Here is an 18,718-nt window from a genome sequence, read left to right as displayed (position 1 = left end):
TGATTTTCTGCTTTTCTGCTTTTCTGCTTTTTCGCTTTTCTGCTTTTTCGCTTTTCTGCTTTTTCGCTTTTCTCTATTCTGCGTTCTCTTTTTCCCTGACACTCGCCAGTTCTTCCTGAAGGGACGCGATTGTCTCCTCCATCTGCCGGATCCGCTCTTCCATCTTGCAGTAGTGATCCATGGTCACAAGATTCTTTTCCTTTTTGGGAATCGGCACGCCGTCGATCTTGACAGCCCGGGCCGGGACGCCAACTGCCGTCACGTTATCCTGAAGCGGCTTTAACAATACGGCGTTTGCCGCAATGGTACAGTTATCCCCCACCTCGAAGGACCCTAATATCTTGGCTCCTGCCCCTACAGTCACGTTGCTTCCCAGGGTCGGGTGGCGTTTCCCCTTGTTTAAGCCGACGCCGCCTAACGTAACGCCCTGGTATATCGTACAATTATCTCCGACTACCGTTGTCTCGCCGATCACCACGCCGCAGCCATGGTCAATTAATATCCCGTGGCCCAGCTGCGCCCCGGGATGAATCTCTATCAGTGTGAAAAACCGGGCGATCTGTGAAATCAGCCTGGCGGCAAAAAACATCTTATGCTTATAAAACCAGTGTGCAAACCGGTGCCAGATCAGCGCATGAACGCCCTGATAAAGAAGAAGCACCTCTAAGGCGTTCCTCGCCGCCGGGTCACGTTCCTGAACAGCTTTTACATCAAGCCATATATCCTTTAATATCATACGATCCGTCCCCTTTTCTTTCCATTTACCTTCCATTTAATTCCTAGTGAAACAGTATACCATAGTATATCATATGATGTGGAAAGAAAAAAGGACAATTTCCAGAAATTTAAAGTTCCTCTTCCCAGTCAACATCAAGTATTGCAAACATTTTCTCCTGCAATTCTATACTTTTAAAGATAGTAAAAAGGCGTCAAACAGTCATTTGACTGTTTGGCGCCTCTCTTCTCAGACATGCCGCATTTCCTCCTGCCTGGCTACTGGAACACCACCGGCAGCTCGGAAAGCTCCGTCTTGATAACAATGAAGGGGAATGAGGGTTCCGTCCCCCCGCTTTCACCTTTTTCCGGTCCCAGCAGATCCGTATCCAGTACGATGGAGTTCTCCGTCAGATACAGCTCATTCACAGTGATGCTGTAGCCGCCGGTGTCCTGTTTTCCGTATCCAACCACTATGTATAAGTTCTGGTCGTCGCTGTAGGTCAGCTTGAACGGCGTCTTCTGCTTTTCGGCAATAATCTGCTTTAGCTCCTGTGGAATATCTGCTTCCGCTGTCACGGAAAATTCCAGGTCCCGTACTTTGTTTCCGTCATCCTTGCTCATGCTGCACCCGCTCAGTGTCCGTACAACCAGAACCCACATGCAAAGGCACATGAACAGCATCCATTTTCTGTTCAATAAACTCTTCATAGCACTCTCCCCGTTTATGTTGATTATTACTATCTTATTCGTCCATGCCGGGGAATATGCAGATTTTCCAAAATCCGTCTGCAAAAGGTAATTCCTTCCGTCTTTTCTAAAATTTTCATCGAAATACCTGTTTATCTTCCGGACCAATGGAAATACTCATAAACAGAACGACAGGAGACGGACAACCGCCAAGGGCCAGGACCGTTTCCACAAATTATTGACATAGATGTATTAACAGGAGGAGACCATGATGAATCATTTATCAGATAAATATAAAGAAAAACCTGTGCTGCGCGGCGACTTATACTATGCCGACTTATCACCGGTAATTGGTTCGGAGCAGGGCGGACTGCGCCCCGTACTGATCGTACAGAATAACACAGGAAACCGTCACAGCCCCACCGTGATCGTCGCGGCCATTACCAGCAGGACAACCAAAGCCAAGCTTCCCACTCACGTGCCGGTAACCAGAGAGGAAAGCGGTTTAAAATGCGATTCCACAATCCTTCTCGAACAGGTAAGAACCATCGACCGCTGCCGCTTAAAAGAGTACATAGGACAGCTCTCACCCGGACAGATGGAACTGGCGGACACCGCCCTTCTCACCAGCTTCGGGCTAAAAAGAGAGACCGCTGTCCGGGACCGTACTCCTGTGACGGTCCGGACAACGGTCCCCTCCCGCATGTATTCCATGCAGTCATGATAGCTTATTGGTCTGAATCTTTGCTGCACATGGCCAGCCTGTGCTGGTATTTCTCTTTCGTAGCCAGGCCTCCCCGGATGTGACGCTCGGATTTGTTGATGTCGAGAATCACTCTAGCCCGGGCTGCCAGGGAAGGATTGATGTGCTCTAAACGGTCTGTTACATCCTTATGTACCGTAGATTTGGAGATACCAAATTTCTTCGCCGTCTGCCTTACCGTAGCATGATAGTCTATGATGTAGTTGGCTATGGCAACTGCACGCTCTTCAATATATTCCTTCAAGAAAATCCCCCTGCTTAGGACGTTTTTACAATCTTATGCGGGGGGAATATTGAATATGCCATGCCATCTTTCTTAATTCAGAATTAAGCATCCAAACAGCGTTTTCCCCACACTGTATTTGACATTCCACCCACTTACAGTTAGACTGTAACAGAGACACTTCTTTATAAATGAAAACTTACTGCACACGTTTACGCGTTTGGATAGAAGGCAGCATGATGACTAAACCATACAACATTTTTATCGAGGGAATTCCAGGCAGCGGCAAATCGACTCTGTTAGACACCCTGTCCCGGCACTTTACAGACTACCGCGTATATCGTGAGGGCGACATCTCCCCTGTCGAGCTGGCCTGGTGCGCTTATATGAGCGAAGATGCATACCGGCAGTCCCTCCTCGATCTGGCGGATATGCGCGGCGAGGTAGAACGGAACACCATAAAAGAAGGGGTTCAATACATCGTTCCCTATACGAAAATAAAAACCGGCAATTACCACTTTTACGAATACATGGAGAAATTTGAGGTCTACGGCGGGAGAAAGGATCCATCCGAATTCCGGGAAATCATCCTGCGGAGATTCCGGGCTTTCCACTCAAACGGCAATGTATTTGAATGTTCGTTTTTTCAGAATATCATCGAGGAACTCATGCTGTATGCAATGTTCAGCGATCAGCAGATTGTAGATTTTTACGTAGAGCTGGCGGCACTGCTGGATTTATCCGCGTTTAAGCTGATTCGTCTCGTTTCGCCGGACATCAGGCAGTGCATCCAGACCATCAAAGAAGAGCGGGTCAATCCGGAAGGCGAAGAAGTCTGGTATCTCATGATGATCGATTATTTAAACCGTTCCCCCTATGGAGCAGCGCATCAGATTCAGGACTTTGAAGGCATGGTCAGCCATTTTAAACGCAGAATCGCGCTGGAAGGCGAAATAATGAAGCTTCTGCCGGCAGGATGCTGCTTTGATATCGAAAGCAAACACTATGATACGGCGGATTTGCTGCGCATTTTCAACGATTCGCCGGATAACCAGGGAAAAGAAAAGGGCGGAAAACGATGAAGGCACTGTTTATTATCGATGTCCAGAAAGGATACATAGAAAAATATGAAGACGGCCTGGTATCAAACATCAACCGCCGGATACAGTTTGCCGCGGAAAACGGGGAGCTGGTTGTCTACATCAAAAATGTCAGGAAATTGAGAAGCGGAAGCACGGCCTACGATTTTGCCGACGGCCTTACCGTATGCTCTCCACACCTTATCTTAAAAGAAAAAGCAAGCGTATTTTCTGATCCGGGTCTGCTGGAGCTGCTTCATCAGCACTCTGTTACAGAAATTGAAATCATTGGAATAGATGGCTGCTGCTGTGTGGCCTCCAGTGCCGTAGATGCCTGTAAATCAGGCTTTCACGTAACTCTCCCCTGCGAATTCATCGGCGTACGAAATATGGAAAAGTTTGAAGAAAGAAAAAAGAAGCTGGAAGAATATGGGATTGCCATTCTCTAATGAAACAGATCTCTGCCGCATTACAAATCCATATTCCACCTCCCTTACTCTGGGAAACGAGAAAAACGCAGGGTTCCCCGCGGACTGCCCTGCGCGTCTACTCTCCCGCAGATTATTATTTTAGAACAAACAACCGGAAAAGTGAAATAGATAGATTCCTGGAACGGCCCCGACTGTCCCCTTCCGAAATGTCTCACAGTTACATTATATATTTACCAGCTTCGAAGCGGCTCCGTTTGTAACCATATTCTCAATTTACAGGAATCCTTTCTGTAATACAATGGGGTGTGTAGAATTTTGTCGAATCTTTGCGAATTTTGTCGAATGTGTTTTTACTCCTTTGCCGCTCACTCTGCACGAAAAGAAATGTGATCCGTTCTCCCGCTGCGGCGTTTTTCATCCACATCAATCCACTCATCCAGGGTGAGCGGTATATAATCCGAAAACATACAGAAGCAGTTGATCATCTGACACGGAACGGAAAGCGGCGGGCCGCCGTGGCAGTCCGGCCGTTTGGCGCGCCTGGTCTCATCCTGATACCGGTTCACCAGCGCTTCGTCAAAGGTATCATGCACGTGGCCGTACAGCATATAGGTCCTGGGCCGCCCAACCTCGTCCTTCCGGTACTGGCCGTTGTAACAGATCATGGGGTAATGGCTTAAGATCACCTTTCTCTTATTATCCCGGAGTTCCGCATAAGGCTTCACCCACTCCAGGCGGCTTCTGTCAAACTGTCTGTCCGTCAGATACGAATCGTGATTCCCTTCAATCAGGCAGATCCGGCCTCTCAGCTGACGCAGAATCCCGTTGGTTTCCTCACCGGTACCGAGGGACATATCTCCCAGCACGACCACCTCATCCTTGTCCCGTATCCTGCTGTTCCACTGACGAATCATATGGGCGTTCATCTCAGCAGCATTTAAAAATCCCCGGTGATCCATCTGGTAATTTAAGTTTTCATGATAAAAATGCAGATCGGATATATAATACCGCATAACTACGCCCTCCTTCCTGTTCCTGCTTATTTAAGTAAATTATACCCGATCTGCTGCCATTTCACAACCCGCACCAAAGTGTGTTTGAAAATTCACTCCAGAAAAAAAGGAGATGGCCCGGCTGCGTTTCTCAACGCCTCCGGACCATCTCCTCAAACTGCCGTGCTTTCTCCAGGAAGTCTTCCCGACGCAGTTTTCCCCCGGCCATCAGCCAGGTATAGTCATAGTAATTAGGCAGAATCTCCAGTCCCATCATTTCCTTGGCAAACGCGTGGGCCGCGATCTCGCTGCACCGCAGGATTCCCGCCTCACGCCTGCGCCCGAAGAGCTTTACAAGCTGCACCGGTTCCAAATAGTCGGAGACAAATCCATGGCTGTAGTAAGGCTGTGTTCTGTCATCCTTTATCTCACCGCTGTGATACTCCAGATAATGGAAGTATTCATGGGCCAGATGGACGGCCAGCGCCTCCTCTTCTCCGATCACATAATCGCAGCTGTGCTTCGCCAGCTCTGCGATGGACTGCTTATACATCAGGACCTTTGCGCTTCCGTCCTTCCCATATTCACTCTGGGCCCGGAAGGAGACGCCGTAGTTTTCCCCGCTGGCCTCCTGATAAATAATCTCGATTCCCGCTTCCTCATACAGCGCGAAGATGCCGCCCGCGCCCTTTACTTTTTCGGCGGCTTCCCGCCCAAGGTGCAGAGGTTCTTCCACGTAATAGCGGTACTTATCTTCCGGTATCCTTCCAAACAGCAGGTCGTTGCTGAGTTCAAACATGCCCAGGACTTCATCCGATATCATTTTCAGGCTCCTTTCTTTGCTGTGTCATCCGGACTCCTACTTATATGCGACTGCAATCAGCTCTTCGCCATCCTCCAGCCCTTCGATCTCCACATCCAGGATGGAATTTAACTGTTCTGCGCTCTGCATTCCCGTCAAATCCAGCATCTTCTCCCGATAGAAGATGAATACCTTTGGGATGGTGGCGTTGGCGTCGGAGAAGGTGGTATTGGCATCCAGAAATTCCGCGAACACGTCACCCTTTCTGGCCTTGGCAAATTTTAAGTAAGCCGCCTTTTCCTTCTTAAGCCTTACCACGCCTTCCCGGTCGATGACACAGAGGCGGCGGCTCTTCTGGCTGAATACGCCGAGGAATTTCTTCTTTAGCACAGACTCATAGACGTTCCAGCGGCCCGATGAGGCCACACAGCTGGTGTCTTCCGGCGGCGTTCCCAGCGCTTCCGCCGAGATCTCCCTAAGCTGCTCCGGCTTTAGATCCGCGGCCGCCAGGTCCTTCTGCCGCAGCTCCGTAGCGCCTGTCGCTATGGCCCGCAGAATATTCTTCTGCGCGTCCACCTCGATGGTCACATCCACGGTTGCCTCATTGGCGCCGGATTTCACGATCTTCTCAATGATATCGCAGCGCATTTTCTTGATATCGTCATCTGTGGGATTGGCGATGGTTCTCTCCATCTGTTCCCGGACCATGGCCAGCGCCACGCCGATGGTGGAGATATATGGTGCGTTCTTTGCTATTTTCCACTTTACATTCATGCGTTCTGCCAGAGAATGGACGATTACCGCGCCAGAGCCGCCGCCGCCCACCAGGGTTACAAACCGGGTATCCAGCTCATACTCATCGATCAGCTCTTCCACGACCGCCGCCAGCTTATCCATGGCAAGATCCATGGTCTGTCTGGCCGCCTCTTCTCCGGTGCATCCCAGATACGTTCCCAGCGCGTCCCAGGCGGCTTTCGTCGTCTGTGCACTGCCGCTCGCGTAGTCGCCCTCCGGAATGCAGCCCAGCAGATTGGCAGCTCCGGCCAGCGTCAGGGAATACTCCCTCCCGGCCGGGTTCTTCACCAGCACATACTCCTTCGGATCGTCCTTTCTGGGGCTGACAAACAGCACCTCCGATCCGTCCAGTTCGCCGTCCTTCTGAAAACATTCGTACTCTTTCCCGGCGATATGAGCCGAACGCGGGCCGATATCCGCTATTTTTCCGCCGTTTACGCGCACCATGGAGCCGCCCGCCACGCCCAGTGTCCGGACGTCAAGCGACTGCAGATACGTCTTATGGCCGCCCACCTGGGCGTATTTGATCATGACTTTTCCATTCTTAATTACCGAGATATCCACGCTGGTTCCGCCTGCCTCGAAAAAGATTCCGTCTGAAATCTTTTCATACATCAGCGCTCCCGCCACGCCGGCCGCCAGACCGGAAAGCATGGTGAGAATCGGACGTTTCCGCACCTCATTGATGCTCATGACACCGCCGTCGCAGCGCATGATCATCAGTCCGGACTGAATCTTCGTATCCACTACGGCCCGCTCCGTCATGTTGGCGGTCTCCATCATCTTCGGAATCAGGGATGCGTTGACCACAGCCGTCCTGGTCCTCATCTTCAGACCGTAGAGCTGGGATATCTCATGGCCGCCGGTACAGTAAAGGCCCTGATTTTCGGCATTTTCCTGTACCCGCAGTTCATTTTCAGGATTATCCACGCTGTAAGCCTCGGAAGCGACTATGACCTCCGCACCCGCGCCGCGCACCTCGTCGATGGCGGCCTGAATGGTTGAATCGTTCACTGATTTAGAGTCGATAAACGTATGGCTCGTCTTTAAGAATTTACCCGGAGCCAGTTCGATGTCACCTACATTTGTCTCATTCCTGGCGCCTCTTGAATCCATGCCGGTTCCCATGCCGATGATGCCAACATTTGCTACGTCTCCCTCCAGCAGCGCGTTGGTGGCCTGTGTCGTGCCATGGGCGATGAAAACCACATCCTCCGGTGCAATTCCAAGCTCCTCCATCAGCTGGCTGATGAGCGCCACTACGCCTGCTGCCACGCCTTCCTCATGGGTGGTCGGAATCTTCTTCTTCGCAATCACTTCATACGTACTGCTGTCGATGACGACCGCGTCCGTGAAGGTTCCTCCCACATCAATTCCTATCCTTACTTTCTTACTCATAATTGTCAAACTCTCCTCTTCCTCAAAAGCACGCCCTGGTACAGCGCTGCAGATGTGCAGGCGTATGCCGGAACACGCCTGCACGGTGCGGGCATTATAATACGATAAAGCTTGCAACGATCAGGCCCGCAAGTGTGGAAACTGCGATCCAAAGAATCGTCTTCTTTAAATAATCATTGACATCCGTCTTCGTAAAATCAGAGATCCATACGTTGTGTGAGTTGGTCGGATCACAGACTGCCTGAACGTTGGAGTCCAGTCTCAGTGCAACCATGGCTGCAACCGGGTTCATGCCGCAGGAAGCCAGCAGAGCCACGATACCGGAGCCGAGTCCCCATACGTTTAACGGTCCGCGGTAGATAGCTAACGGGGACAGAAGGCCGAATACCAGTACAAACATAATCGCGCTTGACGGGATAATTGCTTTGATTACCGGCTCTAAGACAGCGGCGACCTCAGGAGCCATAACTGCTTTTAAAACCATACCGATACCAATCATCAGGCCGCAGGCGCCTGCCGTCTCCTGGATTCCTTCTACGAAGGAGCTGGATACGACGTGAACGGCATTTTTCGGTGTTGCAAGAATCAGAGTTGCCACGATGCCGATTAAAATAGCGGCTACTAAGGGAAGCTTAAATGCGAATACGAGCACAACAGGGATCAGCGGGGAAATCAGTGCGATCGAGCGGACATTTTTATCACCGCCCATATCGGAAGCCGGCATTGCCCATGCCTTTCTCTTCTTGCCGCCGGATTTCACCATCACGTATACCATGATGACGGCTACTACGATCAGCGGAGCCGCACAGAGGAAGGAATACTGTGTAACGGTCTCCAGCGGAAGTCCCAAAGTATCAATGTAAACGCCCAGCGTTCCAACGGAAAATGTAACGCCGATGCCGTTGCCCAGCAGCAGGATCGTTCCTGCAACCAGCGGGCTTAAGCCAGCGCTGATCATGATCGGAACAATGATGGTTCCAACCAGGATGAACATACCCAGACCGTTGGAAGCCGCGAAAATAACAGAAGTTACGATTAAAAATGCATATGCGATCGGAAGCGGTTTATCTCCCGCCATCTCGGCTGCCTTCCGGATAATGGTATTGGTAATGCCCACGCGGCTCAGTACCTTTCCGAAGAAACCGCCGAAGAACAGTCCGGCAATCGCCGTACTCATACGCATGGCGCCTGCTTCCAGAACGTCCTTTGCAATGCTGAACTCCCCGCCCATAAACGGAATTCCTGCAATCAGTGCTATGCCTACGGCCATGATCGGCAGAGCCAGAATAGTCGGCAGCTTTCTTGTCATCATCAAGACTACCATTAAAACGAATAACCCCAGTATTCCAATAACCTGAATTGTCATCTAAAAAATCCTCCTCATTCATTACTTTTTCAACATGTTATTTTATTTTCCATTACTTTTCTTACAGATCCAGATATGCGCCCTGTTCCCTCAATCGTTTTTGCAGCTCATTTCTGCTGACTTTGGAGACGTCTCCATCCCCTTTGGCAGCCAGGGCCGCCGCCACTCCTGCCGCGTGTCCCAATGCTCCGGCTGTCGGCGTCGTCCGAATAGCCGCCTGCGCCTCAAAGGAAGCGGAAATGCACCGCCCTGCTGCCAGTAAGTTCTTAATCTCCTCGCAGTACAGCGTCTCATAAGGAATGCTGTAGTACGTTCCCTTTTCCGAGAGGAAGCGGCTGTCCGTCCCCACGCCCTTGGGATTGTGAATGTCGATGGGATACGCGGAATGGGCGATGACGCTGTCAAAGGTTCTCCTCTCCAGAATATCTTCCGCTGTCAGAGTATATTTACCGGAAAGCTGTCTGGATCCCCTCACCCCCACCCGGGGGCCAGTAAATTCCAGAACCGCATTCTGAAAGCCCGGAACGTGTCTGCGAAGGAACCGGTCCAGCTGTCTGCACTGGCGTCTTCCCGTCACCTCCGCGTCGCTTAAGCTGGCCGCATTCACGGCGTCGTGATCGATAATTCTTGTGGTGTTCACGATGTACTCACCCGGACGGTCTGTCTCGAAACAGAGAACATCCTCCCGCCGGATCTCCAGTTCCCCTCTCTCCCGGGCCTCCCGGAATTCATCCTGGAACCCGCAGAATGAAAAACGGCTTACGGTGTCCATAAGCTCCTCATTCCCCTGATGGCGGGAGAAATCGGCGATATGCGTTCTGATATGCTGCTTGATCGCTTCCGTGTCCACATTCAAATACTTCATGTTCATGGTCATGGGCTGGGCAGCGCCGTCGGATTCTCTTCCCTTTGTCATGGGCGCCCCCGCAAACGCGGCCACATCGCCGTCGCCGGTTCCGTCTATGTATACCCTGGCCGATACGCTGTGGATTCCGTCCTTATTGCACACGGTGAGGGACTCGATCTTCCCCTCCCCGCATACCGCGGCTCCGATAAACGTATGGAACAGAACCGTGCAGCCTGCCTCCGCCGTCATCTCATCGAGCACCACCTTGAGGCCTTCCGAGTTGAATGGTGTCAGGTAGCTGATGTACTGCATCGTGTCGTAAATATGGCCTGGGGAATATCCGTCGGTTTTCAGCCGCTCTACGATCTCCTCCATAATGCCGCGGATCACCTGCTTCTCGCCTGCGTGAAACGTCATCATGGGTCCGACGCCGCATCCGGTCAGCGCCCCGCCCAGATACGCGCCCTCTTCAAGAATCAGGACATCCGCTCCCAGACGGCCGGCCGCGATGGCAGCCACAGTGCCGGAGACCCCTCCGCCTGCAACAATCACATCGTACTGTTTGTCATAGCCAAACTCCTTCATACTTTCTCCTTTCCTGTAATCATAACAGCAGTTCTGAAAGTGATTTCCATTACAAATCACTTTTTTCATTTACCTCCGGTGTATTTTGTGCATTTATGTCATTTTATAATTGATTCCGCCATTATTTTTATGATTTTATACTATCATCATTTTCATCAGCTGTCAATATATTTGATTTATATTTTCATTCTCAATCATTATTTGCAAATATTTTGCAAATATGGTATACTATGAGCACTTAGCGAGGTCCTTTCGAGCTTAGTGCGAGTCATACCTGACCACTTAACGAGGTCCCTCACGAGTTTAGTGGGAACGGTATACTGTAATAACGAAAAAAGGAGGATTTTATGGTATCGACCGTTATTTCTAAAATCATCTCCATGCAGCCCAACTTCACTGTGAGCGAGAACGTGATCAGCCAGTACGTTATAGGTCACGCCGAACAGATTCTTACCACGACAATCACCGCTCTGGCGGATGAAACCGGCACTTCAGAGGCCAGCATCAACCGTTTCTGCAAAAAGCTGGGATATAAAGGATTCAATGGATTAAAGATCGCATTGGCCCAGGAAAGCTTCTACAATAACATGGTTCAGGAGACGCCCTCCTCCGGCGGGAACTTTATCGCCTCCGTCACCTCCGACTATCGGAGCATGTTAAATAACACGGCGGCCCTCCTGGACGAAAGCACGGTATTTAAAGCCGCGGATATGATCAAAAATGCAAAAAATATAAACTTATACGCCCTGGCCAACACCACATTCGCCGCCAGGGAATTTCGTTACAAGCTGGAGCTTGCAGGTATTCGTGCCAAAGAGTACACCGATCCCTTAAGCATCAGTCTCCAGGTCACCAATACTTCGCCCGGTGACTTATCCATCTTCATTGCGCGCAGCATTATGATGAAGGATATCTATCAGGCGGCCAGCGCATCCATTGACCGCGGCGGGAAGAACCTGACCATCACGAGTGTAGATTCCCCGAAGCTGAGCGATATCGCGGATTACAAATTCATCGTATCGGACAAGCTGATCGCAAATAACACCACGGCGCTTTCCGATAATCTGATGTATCTCTATGTAACGGATATCATCTACAGCGCCCTCCTAAAGAGTGACAAGGCGCTGAGACAGAAGAAGCTGAGCAGCGACGCGCTGATTAACAACAGCCAGACGATGGATTCTTATGTGTTTGAATACTAGGGCCTCGTCATATATCGAAAAAGGTTTCCGGAGCCTGTCACTCCGGAAACCTTTTTTCTATTTCACTTACTATCCCATTTTTCTCTCTAAAGCGCCTTCATAAACTCATATGTAAATTCCACCGCCCGGCAGGTCAGCTCTTCGCATCTGTGAGGCGGATCATCTGGTGAAAATCCGCCCGGACGCAGATTGAAGCATGTCAGGGATCCGAATGCGTCGGTAAATGCTTCCGCAAACCGGTAACAGGCGGAAACAATCCGCTCCTCCTCCCAGCCAAGCCCATTTAAATAAACTCCGGCAAACATGAGACTGCCTTCCACCAGGCCGCACTGCGCCCGATAACCGCCTGCACCGTGAAGGCCGACGGCGGCGCTCAGCGTCTGGGACTCATACGTCACTCCGAACAGCTCGCCCAGGCAGATCAGCATGGTCCTGGCACAGTTGACATCGCAGTCCCAGTATAATTCATGGACCTTTTTCTCAATAAACGCATTCATAACGCAATCTCCTCCGTCTGCTTTGTACCATCTCTCATTTTCCATTTCTCTCCTTACGCCGCCCGATAAAATGTCTTCCATTTCCCGCTCCGGTACCGTCCCACAAAACAGATCACACGAACGCCCCAGTCCAGGATCATGGCGCACCACACGCCGACGGCTCCCATCCCGAGGCCGACGGCCAGCAAATAACCGGCTCCCAGCCTCACGATCACCATGGACAGGATGGAGATGCACATGGGGAATTTGACATCGTTTGCCGCCCGCAGAACATTCGTCAGGGTAAATGACGCCGGCCACAGAATGATGGCACATCCATCATGGATCAGCACCAGCGCTGCCGCCAGCTTAAGGGTTTCCTCCGAAAGGCCGTACAGCTTCATGGTGAGCGGCATGGTGAGAATCACGCCCAGGCAGCAGAGTCCGCTGATGAGATACGTGAGCTTCATCATTTTCTTAGTGTAATATTCCGCCTGCTCAAAATCGCCAGCACCCACACAACGGCCGATCACTGTGATCATGGCCAGATTCATAGCCTGTCCCGGAAGCACTCCCATTCCATCCAGGTTGTTGGCGACCGCGTTGGCGGCGATCTGTGTCGTGCCAAACAGAGCGATGATGCTGACGACCAGTACGCGTCCCAGCTGGAAGATGCTGTTCTCGATTCCGCCCGGAATCCCGATATGAAGGATCTTTCCAATCATTCCGCTGTTCCAGCGAAGCCGTCCGAAGCTGACATGAATCTCCAGCCCCGTATTATGCAGTCGGATAACCAGAATGACACACGCCGTCATACGGCTGATCAGTGAAGCCAGCGCCGCACCTGCCACGCCCCAGTGGAATCCGAATATAAACAGAATATCTCCCGCCACATTGATAATATTCATGACGATGGACGCCTGCATGGAAATCCTGGAATTTCCCATAGAGCGAAACAGCGCCGCGCAGGAATTATAAATCGCCAGAAACGGATAGGAAAGCGCCGACAGTATCAGATAGATCAGCGCGTTGTTCATCACGTCATCCGCAATCCCTCCATACAAAAGCCTCAAAAGACCGTGCCGGAACAAAATCGCCCCCACCATGATCACAATGGAGATAAGCCCCGTGATCATCATCAGTTGATCCGCCGCCTCACACGCCCGTTTCCGGTTTTTCTGTCCCAGAAACTGTGAAGACACCACCGCGCCGCCGGTGGAAACTGCTGCGAACACATTGATCAGCAGGTTGTTGATCATATCCACCAGGGATACGCCCGATGTGGCCGCCTCGCCTGCGCTGGACACCATCATCGTGTCCACCATGCCCACGGTTACCGCCAGAATCTGCTCCACAATGAGCGGTGCTATCAGGCGTTTCAAATCGCTGTTTGTAAATAAGTACTGTTTCTCCCGGCCTGTCATACTCTCTTCCCCTGTCTTCCTGATGTAATCTTCTTTCTCTTATCTCTTATCTTTTATGCAGAACCGCCATGGCCGCGTAATGCAGCACCTCAAACTTCGGCGGCACAATCCGGTTCAGCAGTTCTCTGTGTTCCTGATCGAAGCGTTCTGTCTCCTCAGGGGTAAGGGAGGCGCCGATTCCCCGGCAGGCCCTGATTCTCCCATTCCAGCTCTCTCTCGTAAAGGGAACGGACACATCGAACATCGTCTGCTCACCGATGGTGAAATACTCCTCATAATTTTCGGGAATTTCGATCGGATGCCGTCTTTCCCTGCAACCGGTCCATTTCGGATTGTATTTTAGGACCAGTTCTTCGTGATTAAAGTAGAAAAAGCACTGACAGGCGGTCACCACATCGAAAACGCCGTCCGGAAATCCGGCTTTCTCAGCCGGAATACACTGGAACTGTATATTCATGCCTCTCTCTTCCTCCAGTTTCTTCGCCTGCCCGATCTGATTCTCCGAGATGTCGATACCGGTAAAATCCGCTCCGTACCGATACAGGTTCCGCGGAAGAACTCCCGTGCCCGGCCCCAGTCAAACACTTTTCCATGATCGATTTCCGTATTCCTCATCTCATTTCCTCCATTTCTGATGGGCGTGCCTCTGCTGCCGGGCCTGCCTCTGTTCCTGGTCCTGCCTCTTCCACTACGTCTACTTATCAGGCTACTCCATACATGATTTTCAGTCAAGAAGCATTTTAACGAATCTTCCTTGCTTCCTGCTTCGTAATATGGTAAATTAGCAGCACATGGCCTCCATAGCCATGGATAATCCTGTTACGAAAGGAGGCGCGGGCTATGAAACTCTGTATTGATACTGCTCCATGCAAAGTCTGAATTACGGACGTACTTTCATGGAGATGAACAATCGGTTCGTCCGGACAGACTTTGCATTTTAACGTAGAACCTAAAATACGCTAAAAGGAGCAAAGTCATGAATAAAAAATTACATACTCTCTTCGAAGGGCTTCACACCTTCCTGATCCTGTGGGTGACCCAGTCATTTTCTGCACTGGGCAGTTCCATGACCAGTTACGCGCTCGTCGTCTGGTCCTACCAGCAGAAGGGTTCTGCGCTGACCACTGCGCTGCTCTCCATCTGTTCCTATGCGCCCTATGTGCTTCTCTCCATCTTCGCGGGGGCCTTAAGCGACCGATGGAACAAGAAACACACCATGCTGGTCTGCGACAGCTTCGCGGCGGCGACCACACTGCTGATACTCATCCTGCTGAAGACGGAGAATCTGGCGCTGTGGCACCTGTACATACTGAACGCGTTAAACGGACTGATGAACACGCTTCAGCAGCCCGCATCCGATGTGGCGGTCAGCCTTCTGACTCCGCGGGAACAGTACCAGCGCGTATCCGGTCTAAGAGCCTTTTCCAATTCACTGGTAACGGTTCTCACACCGGTACTGGCCACCATGGTATTTTCCTTTGCAGGAATCGACGCAGTGCTGGTCTTCGACCTGATCACGTTCTCCGCCGCATTCATTACGCTGGCATGTTTTATTACGATCCCACAGGCGGAGGCGGACGGAAACAGGGAAGAATCTGTGCTGGTTTCCGCGAAAGAAGGCCTCAAATCCCTGAAAAGGAACCGGGGTATTCTGAATCTTATCCTGTTTCTGGCGGCCATCAACTTAACCGCGTCCATGTACAACGCCGCACTGCCCGCCATGATTCTTTCCAGAAACGGAGGAAGCAGGATCGCACTCGGTATGGTAAACGCCTGCACGGGCATGGCCAATCTGGCCGGAAGTCTGCTGGTCTCTTTCTGCCATCCACCCAAAAGCAGGGTCCGTGTTATCTGCAATTCCCTGCTGATCGCCATGTGCACGGAAAACTTCTTTCTGGCCTTCGGCAGACAGCCCTGGGTCTGGTGCGCAGGCGCTATTCTGGCCTGGATCTGCATTCCGTTTATGAATGCGAACATGGATGTGCTGTTCCGTTCACGGATCCCGCTGACCATGCAGGGACGCGTCTACTCCGCCCGCAATACGCTGCAGTTCTTCACCATACCGGTGGGATACTTACTCGGCGGACTGCTGGTGGACCAGGTGTTTGAACCGCTTATGGCATCGCAGCAGCCAGGAAACCTTCTGGCGGTGATGTTCGGAACCGGAAAAGGCTCCGGAGCGGCGGCGTTGTTTTGCCTGCTGGGTATTCTGGGCGTGGCTACCTGTCTCGTCTTTCGAAGAGATCGACATATATGGGAACTGGAAAATGATATTCCACAACCCTGAAAACTCGGGGGCTGACAGAGCGTACTATCTCTGGCAGCCCCCTTCTGCCCGGTACTGGCTCGGCCACATCCCCGTATTTTTCTTAAATACCTTGCTGAAATAGACCGGGTCCGGGTAACCGGACATCTCTCCGATCACTGCCACGTCAAGATCCGGCTGGCGTATCAGCAGCTGTTTCGCATAATTGATGCGAAGGGCAGTCAGATACCGGACCGGAGACTCATCGTGGTATTTCTTAAACAGATGGCTTAAATAATCCGGGGCAAATCCCAGCTTATCTGAGATATCTCCCATGGAAATCTGTTTCTGGAAATTCTCTTTCAGATACTTCTCCACACATCCCGCAATCTCCTCTTTCCCCATGGTTTTTAAGTGCTCCGGCACACTGGCCTGAAACGTATCATTTTCACTGTCCAGCTCAATGAGCAGCTTTGTAAGTGCCTGCTCTAACTGTTCCTGTCTGATGGGCTTCAAAAGAAATCCCTTCACCTGGTATTCGATGGCCTCCTGGGCCAGGGTAAACTCGTTGTATCCGCTGATAATCAGAATTTTGATGGACGGATACGAGGCGTGCAGGACACGCGACAATTCCAGACCGTTCATAAAGGGCATCTTAATATCGGTGATGACCAGATCCACATGGTTGGTTTTTATAAATTCCAGGGCGCTGTCCCCATCCTCGAAAGCGCCTTTGACACAAAACGGCAGGGACATGGAATTAATTTTCTTCACCAGATTTTCCAGAATAAGAAGTTCGTCCTCTGCGACCACTACATCATACTGTTTTCTATTAGCTGTTTCTGACATTTGCAATGCTTCCTCCCATCGTGATGCAGGCTCCTCCCTCCGGGTCGTTCTCTACCGTAAGGATGGCAGACGGACCGTACTGGAGCAGAAGCCGCAGATATACATTTTGAAGTCCCATTCCCCCTATTTTCAGGCGGGTGATGTCCTTGGAATCCCGAATGGATTCCAGGGTGTGAGTCAGTTTCCTAAGTTCTTCCCCGGTAAAGCCCACACCGTTGTCCGTGATCCTAATCAGCCACTTTCCGGCGGCTGCGTCCAAATATCCCCGCACAGTTATGTGCCATGGCGGCTTTTTCATGAACGCATATTTCAGAGAATTCTCTATGATGGGCTGAAGACTTAACTTGGGAATCTGGATCTCCCCCATCCGCTCATCTAAGGTAAAATCACAGGTCAGCCGCCCCCTGTACCGGACGTTCATACAGGCTAAATACTTCTGTGTATACAAAAACTCATCGCTGACCGGCACACGGATCTCGCTTCCCGTCGATGTATACCGCAGATAGTCACAGAGATTTTCCGTCAGCGTGATGATCTCCTGGTTCATGTTTTCCTCCGCCATAACACTGATATTGGCCAGATTATTATAGAGAAAATGAGGCTTCATCATGGACTGGGTGGCGATCTCCTTGGCACGGATCTCATTTTCCTGTGATTTCAGCATCTCCATGGTGGAGGCGTTCATCTTGTTGTACATATCCCGGAAGGAAGTGATCAGCGTCTGTATCTCCTCGTAATGGCTCTGAGGCAGGGAGACGGTGTCGATGGTATGGGAAAAGACATCATCCAGCACCAGCGTCTCAAAGGTTTCCGTCAGTTCTCCCACAGGCTGCAGGATTCTCCGGGAAATGGAGAGGCAGACGGCCATGGTGAGGAGAAGCCCGGCAACCAGCACAGCCAGGAACAGAAATGTCGGTGCGGCCAGGGACCTGGTTATGACGCTGTCCGGTTCGAAGACGTATATCTGCCATCCTACAGTTTTCACAGTCTGACGATGCAACGCATTCTTGCTTCCGTTCTCATCTCTGACATGAACCGTCCGGCCTGCGGGAATATCCTGTTTTTCCGCCAGTACTGCGGTTAAATGGGCCATCTCTTCTCCACGCTCGTCCACAGGATAGATGAGTTCCCCGTTCCTGTCCATAATCAGAAGGCTGAGAGACGGGTTTGCCGCGGTAAGGCGGTCGATAAAGCTGAAAAAGGTGTCACATTTCTGCAAGACCTCCACCGCTCCCTCCATTTGATGGACATCGTCAAAATAAAGTCTGGTCAGGGAAATGTAATATGGTTCATAGGGAATCGCCGCTGTCGGTATGAAATGGGAGATTGGCTGTGGAGTGCTCATGATCTTGTATCCGTTTTCCGCCAATACATCGCTGTACCAGCTTTTTTCCTCCAGATTGATCTTCTTGTTGTACGTATAAAAACCGGTACCTACGGAAAAACCATTTTTATGATAGAGATTGATCTGGGCGACCGTCTGCTGCGGGCCGATCATGGCAGATATGGAATTATAGATGGCCTGTACCTGGGTATAGGTTTGCTGAGTCCCCAGCTGATCCACGTGAATTCCCCGGATCCCGGGCAGAATGTCTTTGGAATAGATCGTGTTTAGGGACACCGTGGACATCTTCTCGATCTCCTGTTCCATATTGGAACAGGCAGAATCACAGACATTCTGGAGATTCAGATATTCGCTGGCTCTTAAATTTTTTGTATAATAAATATAAAATGCGGTCAGCATTGCGGTAAAGGTCACAAAGATTACCAGGAAATAATACCGCGGCAGCGATTTTTGCAGGGACGGTGCTTTACATTTCATAACTCCTCCTGTGGT

The 18,718-nt window shown here is 51.0% G+C and carries 18 protein-coding genes; 5 read left to right on the top strand and 13 right to left on the bottom strand.

Annotated elements, in window-relative coordinates; all coding sequences use genetic code 11:
- Positions 1–73 precede the first annotated feature (73 nt).
- Positions 74–736: a serine O-acetyltransferase gene (gene cysE / locus M1L66_RS03515; protein WP_029467499.1), complete on the bottom strand. Its 663-nt coding sequence runs from the start codon at positions 734–736 to the stop codon at positions 74–76.
- Between the two features lie 257 nt (positions 737–993).
- Positions 994–1,398: a protease complex subunit PrcB family protein gene (locus M1L66_RS03510; RefSeq protein WP_086022245.1), complete on the bottom strand. Its 405-nt coding sequence runs from the start codon at positions 1,396–1,398 to the stop codon at positions 994–996.
- Between the two features lie 274 nt (positions 1,399–1,672).
- Between M1L66_RS03510 and M1L66_RS03505 the strand changes: the two genes are divergently transcribed.
- On the top strand, positions 1,673–2,128 hold the full coding sequence (locus M1L66_RS03505; RefSeq protein ID WP_434690915.1) for a type II toxin-antitoxin system PemK/MazF family toxin: 456 nt from the start codon (positions 1,673–1,675) through the stop codon (positions 2,126–2,128).
- Positions 2,129–2,132: 4 nt separating this feature from the next.
- Here M1L66_RS03505 and spoIIID read toward each other — a convergent pair whose 3' ends face one another.
- Positions 2,133–2,411 carry a sporulation transcriptional regulator SpoIIID gene (spoIIID, locus tag M1L66_RS03500; RefSeq protein WP_187022603.1) on the bottom strand — a complete coding sequence of 93 codons (279 nt, stop codon included), beginning with the start codon at positions 2,409–2,411 and terminating at the stop codon, positions 2,133–2,135.
- A gap of 215 nt (positions 2,412–2,626) precedes the next feature.
- On the opposite strand from spoIIID, the gene M1L66_RS03495 reads away from it, so the two are divergent.
- On the top strand, positions 2,627–3,472 hold the full coding sequence (locus M1L66_RS03495; protein WP_434690908.1) for a hypothetical protein: 846 nt from the start codon (positions 2,627–2,629) through the stop codon (positions 3,470–3,472).
- Positions 3,469–3,918: a cysteine hydrolase family protein gene (locus M1L66_RS03490; protein ID WP_434690905.1), complete on the top strand. Its 450-nt coding sequence runs from the start codon at positions 3,469–3,471 to the stop codon at positions 3,916–3,918. The genes M1L66_RS03495 and M1L66_RS03490 overlap by 4 nt, the downstream gene beginning before the upstream one ends.
- 347 nt (positions 3,919–4,265) lie before the next feature.
- Here M1L66_RS03490 and M1L66_RS03485 read toward each other — a convergent pair whose 3' ends face one another.
- The 5 genes from M1L66_RS03485 to M1L66_RS03465 all read right to left on the bottom strand — a co-directional run bounded on the left by M1L66_RS03485 (position 4,266) and on the right by M1L66_RS03465 (position 10,754).
- Entirely contained in the window at positions 4,266–4,913 is a 648-nt protein-coding gene (locus tag M1L66_RS03485) for a metallophosphoesterase family protein (RefSeq protein WP_434690902.1), read from the bottom strand.
- A gap of 130 nt (positions 4,914–5,043) precedes the next feature.
- Entirely contained in the window at positions 5,044–5,715 is a 672-nt protein-coding gene (locus M1L66_RS03480; RefSeq protein ID WP_434690899.1) for a hypothetical protein, read from the bottom strand.
- A 36-nt stretch (positions 5,716–5,751) separates the two neighbouring features.
- A complete protein-coding gene (locus M1L66_RS03475; protein ID WP_434690896.1) occupies positions 5,752–7,887 on the bottom strand; it encodes a hydantoinase/oxoprolinase family protein in 2,136 nt (711 codons plus the stop codon).
- A 94-nt stretch (positions 7,888–7,981) separates the two neighbouring features.
- On the bottom strand, positions 7,982–9,253 hold the full coding sequence (locus M1L66_RS03470; RefSeq protein WP_434690894.1) for a citrate transporter: 1,272 nt from the start codon (positions 9,251–9,253) through the stop codon (positions 7,982–7,984).
- A gap of 61 nt (positions 9,254–9,314) precedes the next feature.
- On the bottom strand, positions 9,315–10,754 hold the full coding sequence (locus M1L66_RS03465) for an FAD-dependent oxidoreductase (protein ID WP_434690891.1): 1,440 nt from the start codon (positions 10,752–10,754) through the stop codon (positions 9,315–9,317).
- 278 nt (positions 10,755–11,032) lie between these two features.
- Here M1L66_RS03465 and M1L66_RS03460 point away from each other — a divergent pair, with 278 nt between their 5' ends.
- Complete coding sequence (locus tag M1L66_RS03460; RefSeq protein WP_187022618.1) at positions 11,033–11,887, top strand: MurR/RpiR family transcriptional regulator; 855 nt, start codon at positions 11,033–11,035, stop codon at positions 11,885–11,887.
- Between the two features lie 86 nt (positions 11,888–11,973).
- On the opposite strand, the gene M1L66_RS03455 is transcribed toward M1L66_RS03460, so the two are convergent.
- The 3 genes from M1L66_RS03455 to M1L66_RS03445 are packed head-to-tail and all read right to left on the bottom strand — an operon-like array spanning position 11,974 to position 14,331.
- On the bottom strand, positions 11,974–12,384 hold the full coding sequence (locus M1L66_RS03455) for a C-GCAxxG-C-C family protein (RefSeq protein ID WP_187022619.1): 411 nt from the start codon (positions 12,382–12,384) through the stop codon (positions 11,974–11,976).
- A gap of 53 nt (positions 12,385–12,437) precedes the next feature.
- A complete protein-coding gene (locus tag M1L66_RS03450; protein WP_187022620.1) occupies positions 12,438–13,787 on the bottom strand; it encodes an MATE family efflux transporter in 1,350 nt (449 codons plus the stop codon).
- A 46-nt stretch (positions 13,788–13,833) separates the two neighbouring features.
- Positions 13,834–14,331 (bottom strand): class I SAM-dependent methyltransferase, encoded by a 498-nt coding sequence (locus tag M1L66_RS03445; RefSeq protein WP_434694188.1) that lies wholly within the window; start codon positions 14,329–14,331, stop codon positions 13,834–13,836.
- A gap of 432 nt (positions 14,332–14,763) precedes the next feature.
- Between M1L66_RS03445 and M1L66_RS03440 the strand changes: the two genes are divergently transcribed.
- Positions 14,764–16,074 (top strand): MFS transporter, encoded by a 1,311-nt coding sequence (locus M1L66_RS03440; RefSeq protein ID WP_434690886.1) that lies wholly within the window; start codon positions 14,764–14,766, stop codon positions 16,072–16,074.
- A gap of 24 nt (positions 16,075–16,098) precedes the next feature.
- Here M1L66_RS03440 and M1L66_RS03435 read toward each other — a convergent pair whose 3' ends face one another.
- Together M1L66_RS03435 and M1L66_RS03430 are read right to left on the bottom strand one after the other, a co-directional pair.
- Entirely contained in the window at positions 16,099–16,881 is a 783-nt protein-coding gene (locus M1L66_RS03435) for a response regulator transcription factor (RefSeq protein ID WP_187022621.1), read from the bottom strand.
- Positions 16,865–18,703: a sensor histidine kinase gene (locus M1L66_RS03430; protein ID WP_434690882.1), complete on the bottom strand. Its 1,839-nt coding sequence runs from the start codon at positions 18,701–18,703 to the stop codon at positions 16,865–16,867. The genes M1L66_RS03435 and M1L66_RS03430 overlap by 17 nt, the downstream gene beginning before the upstream one ends.
- Positions 18,704–18,718: the final 15 nt, after the last annotated feature.

The organism is Hungatella sp. SB206, from assembly GCF_051132295.1.
Taxonomy (GTDB): Bacteria; Bacillota; Clostridia; order Lachnospirales; family Lachnospiraceae; genus Hungatella; species Hungatella effluvii.
Note: the sequence above shows the minus strand (reverse complement) of the source record. Positions and strands in the feature narration are given on the sequence as shown.